Source organism: Acidithiobacillus ferrooxidans ATCC 23270 (assembly GCF_000021485.1).
GTDB classification, from domain to species: Bacteria; Pseudomonadota; Gammaproteobacteria; order Acidithiobacillales; family Acidithiobacillaceae; genus Acidithiobacillus; species Acidithiobacillus ferrooxidans.
This window is the reverse complement of record NC_011761.1, coordinates 1973723-1991571: the sequence shown is the minus strand read 5'-3', so window position 1 is coordinate 1991571 and position 17849 is coordinate 1973723. Positions and strand designations below refer to the sequence as shown.

14 protein-coding genes are annotated in these 17849 nt (G+C 58.2%); 2 read left to right on the top strand and 12 right to left on the bottom strand.

Going from position 1 to position 17849, the window contains the following annotated elements; genetic code table 11:
- Positions 1 to 63 precede the first annotated feature (63 nt).
- The 6 genes from AFE_RS10320 to kdpF form a co-directional block, all read right to left on the bottom strand.
- The gene (locus tag AFE_RS10320; RefSeq protein WP_012537072.1) at positions 64 to 594 is read right to left on the bottom strand and encodes an amino acid kinase family protein; all 531 of its coding nucleotides are present in this window, start codon (positions 592 to 594) and stop codon (positions 64 to 66) included.
- A 197-nt stretch (positions 595 to 791) separates the two neighbouring features.
- Complete coding sequence (locus AFE_RS10315) at positions 792 to 1058, bottom strand: hypothetical protein (protein ID WP_012537071.1); 267 nt, start codon at positions 1056 to 1058, stop codon at positions 792 to 794.
- 47 nt (positions 1059 to 1105) lie between these two features.
- A complete protein-coding gene (kdpC, locus tag AFE_RS10310; protein WP_012537070.1) occupies positions 1106 to 1726 on the bottom strand; it encodes a potassium-transporting ATPase subunit KdpC in 621 nt (206 codons plus the stop codon).
- Positions 1727 to 1738: 12 nt separating this feature from the next.
- Complete coding sequence (kdpB, locus tag AFE_RS10305) at positions 1739 to 3808, bottom strand: potassium-transporting ATPase subunit KdpB (protein ID WP_012537069.1); 2070 nt, start codon at positions 3806 to 3808, stop codon at positions 1739 to 1741.
- A gap of 12 nt (positions 3809 to 3820) precedes the next feature.
- Entirely contained in the window at positions 3821 to 5572 is a 1752-nt protein-coding gene (gene kdpA / locus AFE_RS10300; RefSeq protein ID WP_012537068.1) for a potassium-transporting ATPase subunit KdpA, read from the bottom strand.
- Positions 5569 to 5661 carry a K(+)-transporting ATPase subunit F gene (gene kdpF, locus AFE_RS10295; RefSeq protein ID WP_009569099.1) on the bottom strand — a complete coding sequence of 31 codons (93 nt, stop codon included), beginning with the start codon at positions 5659 to 5661 and terminating at the stop codon, positions 5569 to 5571. The genes kdpA and kdpF overlap by 4 nt, the downstream gene beginning before the upstream one ends.
- A gap of 362 nt (positions 5662 to 6023) precedes the next feature.
- Here kdpF and AFE_RS10290 point away from each other — a divergent pair, with 362 nt between their 5' ends.
- Positions 6024 to 8765, top strand: a complete 2742-nt coding sequence (locus tag AFE_RS10290) for a sensor histidine kinase (RefSeq protein WP_012537067.1) — start codon at positions 6024 to 6026, stop codon at positions 8763 to 8765.
- Between the two features lie 3 nt (positions 8766 to 8768).
- A complete protein-coding gene (locus AFE_RS10285; protein WP_009569097.1) occupies positions 8769 to 9512 on the top strand; it encodes a winged helix-turn-helix domain-containing protein in 744 nt (247 codons plus the stop codon).
- Positions 9513 to 9564: 52 nt separating this feature from the next.
- Here AFE_RS10285 and AFE_RS10280 read toward each other — a convergent pair whose 3' ends face one another.
- The 6 genes from AFE_RS10280 to AFE_RS10255 all read right to left on the bottom strand — a co-directional run bounded on the left by AFE_RS10280 (position 9565) and on the right by AFE_RS10255 (position 17789).
- Entirely contained in the window at positions 9565 to 10311 is a 747-nt protein-coding gene (locus tag AFE_RS10280) for an HAD family hydrolase (RefSeq protein ID WP_009569096.1), read from the bottom strand.
- Between the two features lie 4 nt (positions 10312 to 10315).
- Entirely contained in the window at positions 10316 to 11314 is a 999-nt protein-coding gene (locus AFE_RS10275) for a phosphotransferase (RefSeq protein ID WP_012537066.1), read from the bottom strand.
- Positions 11311 to 11847: a hypothetical protein gene (locus tag AFE_RS10270; RefSeq protein ID WP_012537065.1), complete on the bottom strand. Its 537-nt coding sequence runs from the start codon at positions 11845 to 11847 to the stop codon at positions 11311 to 11313. Before AFE_RS10270 ends, AFE_RS10275 begins: the two co-directional genes overlap by 4 nt.
- Positions 11848 to 12156: 309 nt before the next feature.
- Complete coding sequence (locus AFE_RS10265; protein WP_012537064.1) at positions 12157 to 12942, bottom strand: glucose 1-dehydrogenase; 786 nt, start codon at positions 12940 to 12942, stop codon at positions 12157 to 12159.
- A complete protein-coding gene (locus AFE_RS10260; protein ID WP_012537063.1) occupies positions 12939 to 15299 on the bottom strand; it encodes a glycoside hydrolase family 15 protein in 2361 nt (786 codons plus the stop codon). The genes AFE_RS10265 and AFE_RS10260 overlap by 4 nt, the downstream gene beginning before the upstream one ends.
- A complete protein-coding gene (locus AFE_RS10255) occupies positions 15300 to 17789 on the bottom strand; it encodes a penicillin-binding protein 1A (RefSeq protein WP_012537062.1) in 2490 nt (829 codons plus the stop codon).
- Positions 17790 to 17849 lie beyond the last annotated feature (60 nt).

Here is a 17849-nt window from a genome sequence, read left to right as displayed (position 1 = left end):
CCCGGAGCATTGCAGGTGACGGAGTGGATGGGCCGCCGCAGCGCATCCACTGGAGGTGCAGAGTTATCGAATGTTGAACATTGGGATTGCGGTAAAATGCGGCATCTCCGAACGAGGCGCCGCAACCTCATTTTTTATCCGGCGCATGGGATGGATCATCCACTGCTGCACTGTTGTGGATCTGAAGATGTGTCCAGGCATTCCTGTGCAATCTCTGGTCGAACTTTTGAGAACGCAGAGACGTCCCCCAAAGCCTTCCTTTGCCAGGAGATTCTCATAGGCATGAATCAGGGTGGATTGCCCCACGCTGGCCGCCGCCTGACGTTCTTCGGCGGTGGTCATCTTCTGTGCCCAGCCCTGGCGACATTTTCCGATACTGACGGAGCCGGAGGATATCAATACCACCTCAATGCCTTCGGCGCGAAGCTGCAGTATTTGCCGCATGAAGCGCCGCATGGCCGGCAAATCTAATCGCTGACCGTCTTGAGTCAGCAGACCGCTCCCTATCTTGATAACCCAGCGACGTGCGCGCTGTTGTAATGCTGAGCGGCTGAGTACTACGGAATGCGTGGTCGTTTCATCGACGGTATTCATGGTTATTGAAAGACTCCATTGGGGTAAAAACCTGTCTGGTTATGTCCTCAACGGATATTGTATATGGTCATAATATATAAATTCCATATAAATAGCGTATAATTGTTATATATTTTTGCCCGTAACACGACGAGGAAACTGCACATACGATAACGTAATAATATGGACCAGCAGTTAGCATTTCCACCGGTTTACGTTTATTCCGTCTTGCCCGTAATGTTTTCTTTCCGAGCATAAAGCAGATACCATTTACGCAACGCCAGCAGGCACCAGATAAACTCGATCACGCCAAAAGGCCAGGTGCCGGCCAGGAATCCATAAATGGAGGTACCGAGGTAAGATACGGAAAATACCAGAGTCCACCAAAGAAAGCGTGTCTCCAGGACATAAAAGATCATCATCAATGTGACAATGATAATGTCTCCATGTGTCGGCTCCTTACCGTTAGAAGAGAGCAAATCCATCCGCCAACGGTAGGGTTTCGTGGTGTCGCGTTATCCCCAGAAGGCCATCATGATGGTGGTCCTTTCGTGAGGGATTTCGTTGCCACAGGTGCGGTGACATATCGCGCATGCAGCGCGAGATTGAGCTTCACTACATTGACCACTGGTTCTCCGATGAAACCCAGCAGGGGTTCTGTCGTGTTCTCCCTGATCAACCGGTGCAATGTTACGATACTGATACCACCAGTCCGCGCAACGCGTGGGACCTGATAGAGCGCCGCCGCAATACTGATGTCAGGATCCAGACCACTCGCGGAAGACGTCACGAGATCCACCGGGACCGGCCCTTTTCCCGCGTGATCGGCGGCCTTGAGGGCCTTGATCCGCGCCGCCACGTGCTGTGCCAGAGCAGGATTGTTCGGGCCCAGATTGGAGGCGCTGGATCCCGCCCCGTTGTATGGTACCGGTGAAGTCGCCGAAGGGCGGCTCCAGAAATACTGCGGTTCGCGGAAATACTGACCAATGAGGCTGGAACCCACGACCCGTCCATGCTGATGAATGAGTGAGCCGTTGGCCTGATGGGGAAACACGATCTGACCGATACCCGTCATGGCCAAGGGATAGATCAGGCCGGTCATCACGGCCAGAACCAGGAATAGCAACAGCGCGGTTTTGATGTCTTTGATCATGGCGTCGTCCTCCTACAGTACAACCAGCAGCATGTCGATCAGTTTAATAAAGATAAATGGCGCAATAATGCCGCCCAATCCGTAGATCCACACGTTGCGGCGCAGGATGTGCTGCGCCGAGTCGGCACGGAACTTGATGCCTTTGAGGGCCAGAGGAATCAGAAAGGGAATGATGAGGGCGTTGAAGATGACCGCGGCCATGATGGCATGGGTAGGTGAGCTCAAATCCATGATATTCAGTGCTCCCAGTTGGGGGTAAGTCGATACGAACGCCGCCGGGATGATGGCGAAGTATTTGGCCACATCGTTCGCCACACTGAAGGTGGTGAGGGCGCCGCGGGTCATCAGCAGTTGCTTGCCAATCTGGACGATCTCCAACAATTTGGTGGGATTGGAGTCCATGTCCACCATGTTGGAGGCTTCACGCGCCGCCTGGGTACCACTGGCCATACAGAGTCCGACATCTGCTTGAGCAAGAGCCGGCGAGTCATTGGTACCATCCCCGGTCATCGCGACCATGTAACCTTCATTCTGGTATTCTCGAATGCGCGCGAGCTTGGTTTCCGGTTTGGCTTCCGCGAGATAATCATCGACCCCCGCTTCAGCGGCAATGGCGGCGGCAGTCAACGGATTGTCGCCGGTCACCATGACGGTGCGGATACCCATCGCCCGCAATTCGGCAAAGCGCGATTTGATGCCGGCTTTGACAATGTCCCGCAACTCGATGGCACCCAATACCGCTGCGCCAGAGCAGACCACCAGGGGTGTCGCACCACCCCCCGCGATTTCCTGTACCTTGGCATCCAGTTCCGATGGCCAGGTTCCTCCGAGTGACTGGACCCATACCTTCATGGCGTCGGGAGAGCCCTTACGCAACTGCTGCCCGTCCCAGTCCACCCCACTCATGCGGGTCTCGGCAGAAAAAGGGATCAATTGCGCTTCCGGTGGCAAGGTTTCCCGGTTTTGCGGGTAATGTTTGTCGGCAAGGGTCACGATACTTTTGCCCTCCGGCGTATCATCCGCCAAAGAGGCGCGGCGGGCCGCCTGCGCGAGGGTTTCCTGGGTAACCGCTAAAACGGGGTAAAGCGCCACCGCGGATCGGTTGCCGTAGGTAATGGTGCCGGTTTTGTCGAGAAGCAGCACGTCCACATCCCCCGCCGCCTCGATGGCGCGCCCGGAAGTCGCCACCACATTGCTCTGCAGCAACCGCACGATGCCAGCAATACCGATAGCGGGCAGCAGCGCTCCGATGGTGGTGGGAATCAGGCAGACCAGCAAGGCTACCAGCACCGTCAGGCTGATCACCGATCCGGAGTGGCCGGCATAATGCACGCTGTACCAGGAAAATGGGAAAAGGGTGACGGTGACCACGAGAAAGACCAGCGTCAACACCACCAGCAGGATGCTCAGGGCGATTTCATTGGGAGTTTTGCGCCGTGCCGCCCCCTCCACCATGGCGATCATTTTGTCGAGGAAGGTGTGTCCGGCCTCCTGCGTCACCCGGATGATGAGCCAGTCCGAGATCACTCGGGTACCGCCGGTGACCGCGCTACGATCACCACCGCTTTCACGGATGACGGGCGCGCTCTCGCCCGTGATGGCGCTTTCGTCGACGGCGGCGACCCCCGCCACCGCCTCACCGTCCGTGGGGACGAGGTCTCCCGCTTCTATCAGAACAAAGTCACCGCTACGCAGGCTTGCGCCGGGAACCTCCTTATACTTCGCCTCACGCACCGGCTTGGGCAGCTTTTTGGCAGTAACTTCCTGGCGGCTCTGCCGCAAGCTATCGGCCTGCGCCTCGCCCTGACGCTCGGCCAGTGCTTCCGAAAAATTGGCAAAAATCAGTGTGAGCCAGAGCCACAGGTCGATCACGCCGGTAAAGAGCGCATCACTGCTTTGCACGATCAGATCGTGAAAAAAGAGGGCGAGCAGCAGCCAAGAGCCGACGTAGACGACAAACATCACCGGATTGCGCAACTGGCGACGCGGGGAAAGCATAGTGAAGCTGTCCCACAGGGCACCCCGGCTCTGATCTTTCCAGTGGATCGGAGATGCCGCATGTTTATGATGGGTAGATTCCATGGAGATGATTCCTCAATGAGTCAGTGTGGCCAGGGGCGCGAGTTGCTCCGCAACTGGACCCAGCGCCAGCGCCGGAAAGAAGTTGAGCGCGCCGACCAGAAGAATGACGCCAATCGTCAGGCCAATGAAAATAGGCGTGTAAGTCGTCAGTGTTCCCGATCCCGCGGGGATTTTCTTTTTCTCGACCAGAGCACCCGCCAGCGCCAGCAACGGCAGATAGGTCCAGTACCGGCCCAACAGCATGCACATGCCGGTAAGCAGGTTGTAGAACCGGGTGTTGCTGCTCAGGCCGCCGAATGCGCTGCCGTTGTTGTTGGCGGGGCTCGTCACGGCATAGAGCACTTCGCTGAAACCGTGCGCCCCGGGATTGAATACACCGGCCCGCCCCGCCACCGTGGTGACGGCGAGGGCAGTACCGATCAACACCAGCAACGGCATGACCAGTATGGAGAGGGAGGTCATTTTTATTTCAAAGGACTCGATCTTCTTGCCGAGAAACTCCGGCGTGCGCCCCACCATGAGACCACCGAGAAAAACCGCGAAAATCATGAAGGCGAGGAAAGTGGCGAGACCGGAACCGACACCGCCAAACACGACCTCACCCAATTGCATCAGGAAAAGGTTTACCCCCCCCGACAACGGCATGAGAGAATCGTAGGCGCCGTTGGCCGCCCCCGTAGAGGTCGCGGTGGCCACCGTTGCAAAGAGCGCGGTCGCGCCGGCGCCGATGCGGTCTTCCACTCCCTCCATATTGCCACCGCCGGCAAGACTCGCGGTGTTGGCCTGGGAGATCCCCAACTGGGTGAACACCGGGTTCCCGGCCAGTTGATAGTGCTGACTGACGAGCGTCAGGGGGATGAAGAGCATCAGCATGGAAATCAGGATGGCCCATGCTGTGCGCTTGGCGTTGGCCATATGCCCAAACAGGAACACGAGTGCGGAGGGAATGAGAATCATGGCCAGGGTTTCTAAAAAATTGGTGAGAGCGGTGGGGTTTTCGAAAGGGTGGGCATCGTTCATGTTGAAAAAGCCGCCGCCATTGTTGCCGAGCATCATGATGGCCTCTTGAGAGGCTACCGGTCCCACATGCATTATCTGATGAAGAATGGTCTTACCGCCGGATACAAAGGGTGCAATAAGATCCGCCCGCACCTCACCGGTGAGGGTTTGGACCACGCCCTGTTCCATGAGAATCAAGGCAAAGAGCGCGGAGAGGGGAAGCAGCACGTATAAAACGGTGCGGGTCATATCGACCCAGAAATTTCCGAGATCCTTGGTTTTATGACGGGCGATAGCGCGAATGATGGGCAGGACGATGGTGATACCCGTCGCCGCCGAGAGGAAATTCTGCACGGTCAGGCCCAGCATCTGCGAGAGATAACTCATGGTCGAGCCGCCGGCGTAATCCTGCCAATTGGTATTGGTGAGGAAGCTCACCGCAGTATTGAAAGCGGAGCCACCCTGGACGCCACCGAAGTGTAAAGGATTCAGGGGTAGAGCACCTTGCGCCAACAACAAGGCATAGAGAAAAACGCCACCGATCAGGTTAAAGATCAACAGGGCGATGGCGTAGCGCTTCCAACCCATTTCCTCGCTCGCCGAAACTCCGGTGACGCGGTAAATTCCCCGCTCCACGGGACCCATCAGGCGTGTCGCCCAGAATCGATCGCCCGCATAGACTCGATGCATATAGCGTCCCAGAGGCAAGGCCAGCAGAATGGTCAAGAATAAAACCACGGCTGTCAGTATGATGGTGGATATCATAGAAAGCGCTCCGGATTAATCAGGAATACCAAAAGATAGATGAAGAGCATGGCGCCCAATCCGAGGCCTATCCACACAAAAGCGTTCATTTTATACTCCTCAGGCGATCCAATAGCTCAACAACCCCTATGGAGGCCAGGAAAAAACCGACAACAATAAAAAAGTATACAAATTCCATGCCAACCTCCTGCGTGAGCACGGGCCAACATCCCGCACGCAATCATAATATACCCGCGTGAAAGCCTAGCAAGATGGCATCTATAAATTCCATATAAATCATCTATAAATTCTATATAAATGGTATATTTTCTGGGTAAACCATACCCATTGCAGATAATGGTGGCGTTGACCCGCTTGGTAATGGCCGGGCTTTGGCCTATGCTCAAACGCGGGAAGAAGCGACAACCAAGGAGCGTTATGGACGGTGGTATCCGGTACCTGGTAATAACAGATGGCTACTGAAGATCGCAAAGATGGGCGACCCGATCCGGATGCCCTGTTGGCACAGGTGCAACAAGAGGAGCAGGCGCGTCAGCGCGGTCGCCTCAAGATTTTTTTTGGCGCCGCTCCAGGCGTTGGGAAGACCTACGCCATGTTGCGCTACGGGCAGCAGGAGATGGCCAAGGGGGTGGACGTTTTGGTGGGCATCGTCGAAACCCACCAGCGCAGTGAAACCCAAACGTTGGCCGATGCCCTGCCGACGTTACCGCGAGTGCATCTTGCTTATAAAAACGTTGTGCTTGAAGAGTTTGATCTGGATGCGGCCCTTGCCCGTCGTCCCGGACTGCTCCTGCTGGACGAACTCGCCCATAGCAACGCCCCCGGCTCTCGCCACAAGAAGCGCTGGCAGGATCTGGAGGAACTGCTGGACGCGGGTCTTTCCGTGGCGACCACCGTGAATGTTCAGCACCTGGAGAGTGTCCACGAAGTCGTCCAGCAGATTACCGGGATACAGGTTCAGGAGACCCTGCCGGATCAGATCATTCAGCAGGCCGATGAAGTGATTCTGGTAGATATCAGTGACGAGGATCTTTTGCAACGGCTGAAGGAGGGTAAGGTGTACCTGGGCGATCGCGGTCAGCGCGCGATGACCCATTTTTTCCGTAAAGGCAACCTCATCGCCCTGAGGCAATTGGCATTGCGACTGGCAGCGGACCGGGTTGATCTGGAGTTGCGACAGTTTCATCAACAGAATCCGGAGGAGGGGCGACGTAGCGGTAGCCGGGATCGTTTGCTGGTAGCCGTAAGTGGCCGCCCGGAAGATGAGCATCTGGTGCGCGCGGCATATCACCTGGCGACCGCCCAACGGGCTGACTGGCTGGTGATTCATGTGGACACTCCACGCGGCCTGCTGCAGAGACCCCAGACCCAGGCATGGATATGGAATCACCTGCATCTTGCGGAAAGTTTGGGTGCGGAAACCGCACGTCTGACCGGAGTAAATATCGGCGCGGAGGTTTTGGCTTATGCGCGGCTGCGCGACGTCACCCAGATTGTACTGGGACAGACCCAGGGCCTGCGCAAATTCCTTTGGTGGTGGCCCGGGTCTTTGACGGCCCATCTGTTGAACAGCGAGCGCGGCATCGATGTGGTAATCCATCCATTACCGGTTAAAAAAGCCATTCCCGAAGATCGACGCCTGCGGAATCAACAATACCTTGGCATTGTGGACACGCCCCTGCGCCGCCGCACTCGGAATCGCGCCTTTGTGATCAGCGGAACAATAGGTCTCGCCTTAAGCGGTCTGGCCTGGTCTCTGGGGGCTTACCTGGGTTTCGCCGGAGTGTTCATGCTCTACATGCTGGGCGCGGTGGGCACCGCCCTGATGTACGGCCGCTGGCCCTCCCTCATCACGTTCATTGCCGCCGTGGTTAGCTACTACTCGTTTGGGTTGGATCGCGGTCTGCCAACCACGGTGGGCTCGCTTGCTTACTTTGCACTGATCCTCTCTCTGATCCTGCTCATCAGCCAACTGGTGGCGCGATCCCGCGAGCAGGAACTCATGGCCCGGATCCGCGAGCGACGTGCCCGCAACCTCTATCAACTGGTTCAGGCGCTCAGCAGTGCCCGTGGCGTCGAGGGGATTCTGAACGCCAGTATCGAGAAGTTGCACCAGACCCTGGGTATTGCGGTCGCATTCTGGCTGCCGCTGGTGGACAACGCGGGTGGTCCTTTGCAGATGTTTCCAGCGTCCACCGACCTGGAAGCTCCACAACGCAACCTGCGGGCTGCCGCCCGGTGGAGCTTTCTGAATAAAAAGAACGCCGGGATGAGCACCGACACGCTGGCGGATATTCCGGCACTGTTTATGCCCATGCTGTCCGGCGAGCGTGCGCTGGGGGTCATGATGCTGTCGGATCTCGACCTGCGTCGGGCTCCTGTCGACTGGTTGCGCTTTCTCGAAACAGTAGCGCGACTCATCGCGGTGGCTCTGGATTCGGCGCAAGCTTCTCTTCAACGAACGGAAGCCGATGTCCGTTTGCGGGTCGAGCAATTACAAAATGCGCTTTTGGGCGCCGTTTCCCATGACCTCCGGACGCCCCTGGCTGGTGTACTGGGCACCGCGACGACACTCCAGCGCAATGCGCAGGGCTTGACGGCCGAGGAGCATGATCTCCTGGAGAATATTCGTGAGCAAACCCAAAAGATGGAACACACCGTGGACCGCATTCTGCATATGGCCGCATTGCAGTCCGGGCGACTCCATATCAAAAAAGAATGGGTTCCCCTGGAAGACCTGCTGGTCACCGCACGCGATCAGGTTAAGGCCGTATGCGCTGATCGTCCTTTTCAGGTGCGGATCTCCAAAGACCTGCCATTACTTCTCGTGGATCCGCAACTTATGGTGCAAGTGCTCACTAACCTGCTGGAAAATGCTTGTAGATATAGCCCGAGTGGTCGCGCTATCGAGCTAGAAGCCTATGCGAACGATGCGGAAATTACTGTTTGCGTCATTGACCACGGCTTTGGCGTACCACCCGGCCGCGAAGAGGAGATATTTCTTCGCTTCAGCCAGGTCAAACCGCCCCATGGACTGGGTGGCAGCGGACTGGGCCTCGCCATTTGTGCTGCTATCATAGAGTTGCATGGCGGACGTATCTGGGTGCGTAACCGGGTTGCAGTGCGTGGTGCGGTTTTTTGTTTTACCGTTCCTCGGGAGCCTGAGCCGCCTATGCCGTCTGACGGAGATTAAACCGTGACCAACATACACGAAGGCGATCTGGATATCCTGTTGGTGGAGGATGACCCGAGTATTGGCGGGTTTCTGCAGGCGGCGATGGACCGCGAACCAGGATATCGCTTGTACTGGGAAACCACGCTGAAAGATGCCTGGAGGGCTTGGGAGAAACGACAAATCCAGGAAGGTCGGCCATTCGCTTTGGTTCTGCTGGACCTTGGTTTACCGGATGGGGATGGGCAGGGATTGATCCGTCGTCTACGCGACCACGGAGGGGAACAGGCATTGATCATCGTCATCTCTGCGCGTGGAGGCGAGGCTGACAAGGTACAGGCCCTCGATAGCGGCGCCGACGATTATCTGACCAAGCCGTTTACCATTGGCGAGCTGCTCGCGCGCCTGCGCGCGCATTTGCGGCGACGACCAGTAGGTTCATCCGCCGAATCTTCCCATTGGGTCATTGGCGTCTTGGAGCTGGATGATCTCACCCATACCCTTCGCAAGGGCGGGGTGCCTATTCCGATGACGCCCAAGGAATATCAACTGTTCCACCTTTTTGTGATGAATCAGGGGCGGATATTGTCGTATCGACGAATTCTCGGCGCAGTGTGGGGAGAGCACAGTAGCGATCAGGCCCACTATGTAAGGTTATATATCAAACGACTGCGGGAGAAGATTGAGGACGATCCCGGAATGCCACAATATCTGGTAACCGAAAAAGGGGTTGGGTATCGATTTGGCAATCCGGAGGTGTCAAAATGACTGCACACAATGGAAAGAGCCATGCGTTTTCGCGGCGAGGATAAAACAGTAATCAGTCATCGCCATCCGCATGTTTCAGTGCGAGAAACCCGATGCCATCCAGCACTTGATATAGATCTCTCGCATAATAATCTGGCGCTACGTCGTTATAGGATTTGCTGCCTTGATTGGAGTCCACAAAAATGGTTTTCATCCCCGCCTGTTGGGCGCCATAAATATCCCGATACATATCATTGCCGACATAGATAGTTTCATGGGGAGCCACTTCCAGTTGCTCTGCGGCCGTGGTGAATAATCGAGGGTCTGGCTTGCGATAGCCGTAGTCACCGGAAATAACCCGTACGTCAAAATATTTCTTGATACCCAACGCGCGCATTTCGGGGAGCGCAAAGCAGCGTTGCGCGTCGGAAACCGTCGCCATCCGGTAGCTTTCCTGAACACTTTTCAGGATACGTTTGACACCGTCGTAACGCTCCAGACGGGTGCGGGAGAGACCACGATGCAGGCGGGCCAACTCTCTGGCCAGTTTCCCCCGGCCTTTGAGGGGTTTGCTGTTCTCCTGGACGAGCAACGTGTGCCAGATCGCCTCCACGTCGATTTCCGGATATCTTTCCGGAGATTGGCGTTTCCCTTCTTTCAGGATGGCAAAGTAGCGTTCGCGGACCTCACGCCGGTTCATGAAGACTCGGTGATAGGTGAGATAATGGGATATGCCGCGATAAATCTCCTCCATTTCCTCATTGGTTTCGATGTTGATCAGGGTACCATAAAGATCGAAAAATACGGCGCGTATGGACATGGTGTTATCTCCGCAGAATGTGAGTGGCTTCGTGGATCAGGGCCTGACTGTAACGCCAGTCCAGCCAGGAATTGCGGGCAATGCGTAACAGGGTCATGCCCATGTAAAAGGGGATCCGTTCGGTAATCGACGCGAAAGCGGCATGACAATCCGGAAAATGGGTGCTGTATTCCCAGAGAAAATGGCCGATAAATGGTTCGGCATGCTCTCCATGATGGGTGCTGCGCATGAAGTGATGTTTCAGTTCTCCCGCGATCATGCCGAGATCATACGCGCGATCTGCATACTGCATCCGTTCCAGATCGATGGCAATGGTACGCCGATGGGCTGCGAAGAGAAAATTGGAGGGCGTGGCATCGCCATGGATCAGCACCTGCCGGTCTGCCCACATGCAGCCCATATACTGCCAACGCTCCCGGTAATGATGGAGTTCTCCGGTCTGATGGGTGGATATCCGCTGGCGTCTCTGCAGGCGCGCCGTGATCTTGTCGAAATAGGCAAATTGGGCATCAAAGCGTACGGTGTCAACGCGAGCTGTCCGGTTATGCAATTTGGCAAGGAAATAGCCGAGGTCCGTCAGGCGCGCATATAATAACCCCGCATCGTTGTGTTCAATACTCTCTCCGATGACCCTGGAGAGGGTTTGTCCAAGACAGAATTCTTCGATAATGACACTGTTGATATCCCGTGAAATTCCCAGCGGCTGCGGAATATACAGGCGTTTGGTCTGGAAACCCAGGTCGCGCAACAGATGCATATGCTGCCATTCGTTGTGCGCCCGGTCCCAGGCCTGTTGCGGGTCCCTATGGATACGGTTGAAGAACTTGCCGATCACTTTCTGCTGGGAATGGGTTTCCTCATAGAGAAATACCGCATTGGATGCCGGAAACTGGAATACCCGAAACTGACTGTAGCCCGGCCCATGGTCTGGTCGTGGAAATATCTGCCTATCGAGGTACGCGTAGAGTGGATCGTAGGGATTCAGACGGCCCAGGTATTTCATTGGGCGTCGTTTGCCTTGCGCTGAATCTCCGGGGGTGGGGGCCGCAGTACCGGATGCAATTCTATCCCGATGATTTTCCAGCCCGACTCCGCACCGTTCAGCAACGGCGCGATATTTCGCTGGATTTGTTGCTCCAGCGCAGCCCTGGCTGAAGTGGAGCCGGTGAGGCCCACCAGGTCCGGAAACGCCATGAAGGGGTTGGCGATGCGCGCATCCAGTTGTCCCTGCAGGGGGAGAAGGCTCTTCCAAGGGCCACCGCCCTGCAGGATGGCCACCGGATGAATGGTCAGGACATGGATTTGTCCGGTATGGTCCGTAATGGTGACGCCATAAGACCCCAGGTCCACGGCGCGTTGGGCGGGTATCGGCGCCGCGGGTTTCCGTGTCACAAGCGGCGCGCCGATACTCCGCGGACGAACGGGCAGATTGAGGGCCGTACCCACGGCAATGGCTGTGAGCAGCACGGCGAGGATGCCAAAAATCGTCCATCGACCGCGGCTGGACCGAGCCCGCTTCCTGGGGCGTGTTGCCAATCTCCGTTTCTCCTTTTCCGGCTGAACAGTGCCTGCCTGCGCGATATCCCTTCCTGCCCGCAAGGAACATGAGCGATGTGATTAGTGGGGCGGTTGTAGCACGGGCGAGGCCGCTAAAAGCAACGTGGCGCAGAGCCGTATTATACACCATCTTTGGATTTTATTGGCGGCCGGTCGTTGCGCAGCGCCAGCCAGGGCAGGGGTACGGCCCACAGGGCCGAGAAGGTATCAATGCCGTTGAGTGAAATCAGTTGTTGTAGAGGACCTGGACGAAGGAGCCACTGCCGATGATGACATCGGCGTCCATGTTCAGCCGCCGTGGCGGAACTCGGGGTAAATCAACATCCCGCCATCCACCGCAAGGGTGGTGCCGGTGATGTAACTGGCCAGATCACTGGCGAGAAAAGCCGCCACATTGCCAATCTCCTCGGGGTTGCCGAGACGACCCATGGAGATTTTCTCATTCAGGTCTTTGAGGGACTGCGGGTCGCTCCAGACCGACTGATTGATGGGTGTCTGGATGGCACCGGGGGCAATGGCCACGACCCGGATACCTTTATCCGCCGTTTCCTGGGCGAGGGTCTTGGTGAACATGGACAGACCTGCCTTGGCGCTGGTATACGCGCTGTAGCCTTCCCAGGGAATAAACTCATGCACGGAGGTGATATTGATGATCACCCCGCGTTTGGCCTTCTCCATGCGTGGGATGGCGGCACGGGCGCAGTAGTAGGGGCCCATGAGATCGACGGCGAGGACTTTTTCCCATACCTGAGGATCATCATCGCCGACGCTGGCGCGCGGGCCATCCATGCCGGCATTGTTGACGAGAATGTCCAGGCCGCCGAAGGCGGATTCGATCTCCTGCAGCAGCCTCTCTACGGCCGCAGGATCAGCCACATCGGCCTGAAAAGCTTGAGCCGTGCCGCCCCGCTTCTGGATGGCCGCGACCACTGCCTCGGCTTCGTCCAGACCTTTCCGGTAATGGACGGCCACCTGTGCCCCGGCAGTGGCCAGCGTCTCGGCAATGGCGCGTCCGAGGCCGCCACTTCCACCCGTGACCAGCGCCCGCCGGCCCTGCAAGTCCAGATTGATCATGCGCCACCTCCGACAATATCGATATGAAAATCCTCGCCCTGCCAGTCGCCGCTGTCGCGCCAGAGGATGGTGAACTGTACGCTGTCCCCGACCCGCAATTTCTGTACCGGCAGGGTAGCGACATGGCCGAGACCCCAGTCTTCCGACTCGGTATCCTGTATCGCCTGCCAGCCGTTGCTGCCCCAGTGTACGGTGAAAGGCGCCCGCAACAACAGCCGCAGTTCCTGTCCTGCGGGCAGTTGACGCGGCCGCTGGCGCAGACGCCAGATCCGGTAGTCGATCTTCGGGACTTTGCCCTGATAGCGCTTCCAGGTCTGCGCCGGGCGGTCCACGGGACGGCCCTGCGCAGCGCTGTGGCACAGCTTGATGAACTCACCGTGGGCCCAGACCAAGGGCATGGCCGAGCCGCTGGGGTGGCCGGGGAACAGGCCCTTCTCCGGTATGGCGTCGGACTCCCAGATCTGTTCCGGCAGTAGTCCACTGTTGCCTGTCATGGCCGCCATGGCGTTGATGTAGGGCACGGCGTCTTCGCCAGCGGCGAGGGCGTAATGACCCCGTTCCCCTACCAGCAAAGGCCAGCCACGACCGATGCCGGTACCGTCAAAGGGGCTGCCATCGGCATGTTCCCCGTAACCGTCGCCATTGTAGCGGTGCCAGACCGGGCCGCAGGGAGTGTCTGTTCGGAGCAGTCCATCCATGACTTTGACCGAGGCGGTGACGTGCGGATCGTCCGCGCTGCGCAGACCGTAACGCACCAGTTGCAGGAAGTCGTTGGCGACCTGTTCGCCAGCGGACAAGTGCGGATCATGAGCCCGGTTCTTGATCAGTACCCACTCCTTCTGGGCGCCATCCTGCACCAGGATATCCTCCGGGATGATGCGGACGTAGTGGCCGGCTACCTGAAAGCGTCTGGCAAGGTCGGTATCGTGCGCAAAGGTCCATTCCTCCAGTCGTGCATTCCAGTAATCGGCCAGCATCAGGGCACAGTCACCGGCCTTGCCGCCCAGGAAGCCGGCACCCTCCACCAGCGCGGCGATGGCCACTGCGAGGGTGAACAGATTGACGCCGCCATCTTCCTCCCAGCGGTCCTGCCCAGTCACCGGCCCCTCGTGGACGATAAAGTGCAAGGCACGGGTGATCATGTCGGTGACCGCTACGTTCTCCAGCATCTGCGCCTCGCGCAATGCCGAGGCGAGGAGCACCGGGAATCCCGTTTCATCGAGCTGCACCCCTTGCCAGAAGGGTTTGCCGCCCAGCCATTGATTCTGTAACCAGTGCCCGTCGGCCTGTTGGGTGCTGATGAGATAGGTCAGTACGTGTCGTGCTTCGGTGGCGGCCCCGAGGGCGAGCAGGGCCCCTGCGCTCTCCACCAGATCTCGGGACCAAACCAGATGATAGCCGCCGCGACTGTCGCTGGACTCCCCCCAGGGCACCGAGAGACTGGCCACCATCGCGCCGGGGAAGGTACGATCCTCATGTACCTTGAGAATGTTGGTGGAGCGAGCGTACAGGGCTTTAGCCGCCGCCGGCAGTTTGCTGACACAGTGGTGGGTGGGATGGCGTTGGTGCCAGGCATTCCAGCCGGCGCTGTAATCCGCCGCGCGGCTCTGAAAGCCCTCGGCCAGGGAGGACCAGGCGTTGGTGGCGGCGGCTTCCTTGCTGGTGCCAAGACCCAGGGCCAGGGTGCCCTGCCGTGGCAGACGACCCGCCAAGGCCACCTCACCTGGTCCGGCCTCCTGATATGCCCACTGCATCCGTCCGTTCTGATGAAAATCCTGCCAGAGATCACTGGCACCCACTTCGCCCACCGTGCAGCGTTCCAGTGCCGGATAGCCGTCGGCGTTGCGGCAGGTGAGCGCCAGGCCAAAAGGTCCCTGTTCTGCCCAGAGTACTGGCCGGCCTTCCCAATCACCTACCCACGCGCAGTTGTTTTCGGCATCCTCACCGAGACGTGCGGAGCAGAGCAGATAAGGCCGCAGCGCGGCATCGCCCTCCAGATGGAAGTCGAGCAGGAGCACATCCCGTTCCGGGTCTGCGCAGATTTTCAGGGTGAAGTCGAAGCGGTCGTGATGATGGTGGATGATGGGCAGAGGAACGAGGGGGTCCTCCATTTCCAGTCGGGGTTCTGGCAGGGCCTTCAGTTCCTGCCAGAACCCCTGATCATCGGCAACGATGAAGCCGAGGTCGCGAATCTGAGGGATGTCGATACGCGGGTAAAAGACTTCGGTGACAATCCCCCGGCCCGTGGTAAACCAGATTTTTCCGCTGCCCAGCGCCGTGCCCACGCAGGATTTCCGGGCGGTGGACCAGACGGGGTGGCGCCAAGCGGCAGCGGGCGCTTTGCTTGGGTTACCCACTCAGAAAAGGCTCTTGATGGTGTTCATCAGTCTGTCGCCGATATCCGTTCCCGCGCCACTTGTCGTTGACGCCGTGGGCGCGGCAACGGGCGGATATCCTGCAAGATAATCACTGACGCCGATGACATTGCTGCCACCGCTGATGGTCGGGCCGGTCACCGAGGGTGGCCGGAAGAATCCGGTAGACGGGCTGCCCGCCATGGCCGTCCGCATATAGTGAATCCAGATCGGCAACGCCTCCCGCGCACCCGCAGCCCAGCGGCCCATGGTGCGGTTGTCGTCGTAGCCCACCCAGACGCTGGTGGTGATGCGCGGGCTAAACCCGTTGAACCAGGCGTTGTTTTCGTGGTTGGTCGTGCCGGTTTTGCCGGCGATGTCATTGCGCCCGAGGCTCTGGGCGGCGACACCGGTCCCGATTTTGATCACTTGCTGCATCATTTCGGTCAGCAGGTAGGCCACCCCGGGGGGTATGGCCGTCTGCTGGGGGGGCGGAGTATAGCCCATGGGGCAGTTGAGCAGGGAGATCTGGGTGCCACGACTGTTCACGATTCTGGTGATGAGATAGGGCTTGGGCAAAAAACCGCCACTGGAGAAGACCGCGTAGGCGCGAGCGAGTTGCAGGGGGCTGTAGTCCCCCGCGCCCAGCACCATGGACGGCACCTGAGGCACCTGCTTTGCCGGAAAACCAAAGCGTTGCACATACTGCGCCGCGTAGGGAATGCCGATATCCATCAGGATACGCACACTGGGCACGTTGTGGGAGTAAGCCAGGTTCGACCATACCGGGATCGGCGTATTGGAGAACTGGTTACTGTAGTTGGTCGGTACATAGACCTGGCCGGTGGGCAGGGTGATGGACAGGGGGGTGTCCGGAATCGGGGTCTGGGGCGTCATGTAGGTGTTCTTGCCCGAAGCCAGCAGTGCCGGCGCATCCATGGCCGCGGCGTAGACGAACGGCTTGAAGCCCGATCCGGGTTGCCGGTAGGCAAACACGGCGCGATCGAAATGGCTGAGTTCATAGCTGAAGCCGCCCACCAAGGCGTGGATGGCCCCGGTGCGACTGTCCAGACTGACCAAGGCACCCTGTACCTGGGGAATTTGTGAAAGCTGCCAGCCCGCGTTCTTCCCGGCCGAGGACCAGACATTGGCTCCCCATTCCTGGCCAGCCCCCGCCGTGACAGCGTTGACATAAGGGCGTAGCCAGATCAGGTCGCCGCTGTGCAGGACCGCGTTTACCGTACGCGGCATGGGTGCGCCCACGCGGGGGCGTGCCCAGTTGACGTCGCGCAGGGTCAGCGTGACATTTTTTCTGCCTTCCAGAGAGACCGTGGCGCTTTTGGGGTCGGCGCCCACCACTACACCCCATTTGAGGTTGGCCGGGTCATGTGGTGGCAATAGGTCAGGCCGCTTGCCGGCGAGAGCCGCCTGTAGCGCAGCCCCGCTGAGACGTGCGATGGGGCCGCGGTAGCTTTTGGGGTCCATGCTGGAGAGCCCCATATCGTAGTTCTCCAAGCCCACGGCAATCGCCTCATTCGCCGCTTCCTGATCTTTGGGCACGATGGTGGTATACACCTTGAGGCCGGAACGGTAAGTGAAATCGCTGCCAAATTGCTGGGTGAGCCAACTGGCGATCCAGTCGGTGACGTAGGGCGCGCCATTGCTGGCGGCGGCATGATAGCGCGAGAGAATGGGTTCCGCATTGGCCTTCGCCTCCTCATCCGCAGAAATATAGCCGAGCTTTTCCATGCGTTTGAGCACATAGCTGCGGCGCCTCCTGGCGAGATCGGGATTCACTACGGGGTTCAACACCGAAGGCGCCGGTGGTAGGCCGGCAATGGTTGCCATCTCCCCCAGGGTCAGTTCGCTGACGCCTTTTCCGAAATAGGTCCGGGCCGCTGCCTGCACGCCGTAGGCCCCTTGCCCGAGATAAATCTTGTTCAGATAAAGCTCGAGAATCTGCTTATGGGTAAAATGAGCGGCGAGTTTGTATGCCAGGAGAATTTCCGCGATCTTCCGGGAAATGGTTTTTTGCGGAGTCAGGTAAAAGTTCCGGGCCACCTGCTCCGGGATGGTGCTGGCACCCTGCATCGGCGCCATATGAATGATGTCCACCGCCGCCGCACGCAGAATACCGGGATAACTGACCGGATAATACAGCGGGTTGTTACTGTAGAAACGAGCGTTTTCAGCGGATATGAAGGCCTCCTGCAACCGGGCCGGAATCTGGTCGAGGGGCAGCGCATATCGCATCTGAGGACCGACCTCCTGCAGCAGCGCGCCGTTCGCCGCGTATATCCGCAAGGGTTCATCCGGATGCCATTCCTTGAGTTCGTGGACAGGCGGTAGAGTTTGCCAGATGCGGTAGACATAAATGCCGACACCGATCCCGATATTGATCAGAATCAGCAGGATGATCAGTAAAATCCAGCGTCCATAATGGTGGCGCTTCGGTTGCCTGGAGCGCGCGCGCGGGGTATTCGCTTGAGCCATTCCGTTTCTTTCCGTATGTATGAGTACTTCGCAAAGTGCATTCTGGCCTGCACTTTGCGA

What these genes read in the sequence shown, in the direction of transcription:
- AFE_RS10320 (WP_012537072.1), bottom strand. Translation starts at nt 594, where the DNA reads ATGAATACCGTCGATGAAACGACCACGCATTCCGTAGTACTCAGCCGC.
- AFE_RS10315 (WP_012537071.1), bottom strand. Translation starts at nt 1,058, where the DNA reads ATGGATTTGCTCTCTTCTAACGGTAAGGAGCCGACACATGGAGACATT.
- kdpC (WP_012537070.1), bottom strand. Translation starts at nt 1,726, where the DNA reads ATGATCAAAGACATCAAAACCGCGCTGTTGCTATTCCTGGTTCTGGCC.
- kdpB (WP_012537069.1), bottom strand. Translation starts at nt 3,808, where the DNA reads ATGGAATCTACCCATCATAAACATGCGGCATCTCCGATCCACTGGAAA.
- kdpA (WP_012537068.1), bottom strand. Translation starts at nt 5,572, where the DNA reads ATGATATCCACCATCATACTGACAGCCGTGGTTTTATTCTTGACCATT.
- kdpF (WP_009569099.1), bottom strand. Translation starts at nt 5,661, where the DNA reads ATGAACGCTTTTGTGTGGATAGGCCTCGGATTGGGCGCCATGCTCTTC.
- AFE_RS10290 (WP_012537067.1), top strand. Translation starts at nt 6,024, where the DNA reads ATGGCTACTGAAGATCGCAAAGATGGGCGACCCGATCCGGATGCCCTG.
- AFE_RS10280 (WP_009569096.1), bottom strand. Translation starts at nt 10,311, where the DNA reads ATGTCCATACGCGCCGTATTTTTCGATCTTTATGGTACCCTGATCAAC.
- AFE_RS10275 (WP_012537066.1), bottom strand. Translation starts at nt 11,314, where the DNA reads ATGAAATACCTGGGCCGTCTGAATCCCTACGATCCACTCTACGCGTAC.
- AFE_RS10265 (WP_012537064.1), bottom strand. Translation starts at nt 12,942, where the DNA reads ATGATCAATCTGGACTTGCAGGGCCGGCGGGCGCTGGTCACGGGTGGA.
- AFE_RS10255 (WP_012537062.1), bottom strand. Translation starts at nt 17,789, where the DNA reads ATGGCTCAAGCGAATACCCCGCGCGCGCGCTCCAGGCAACCGAAGCGC.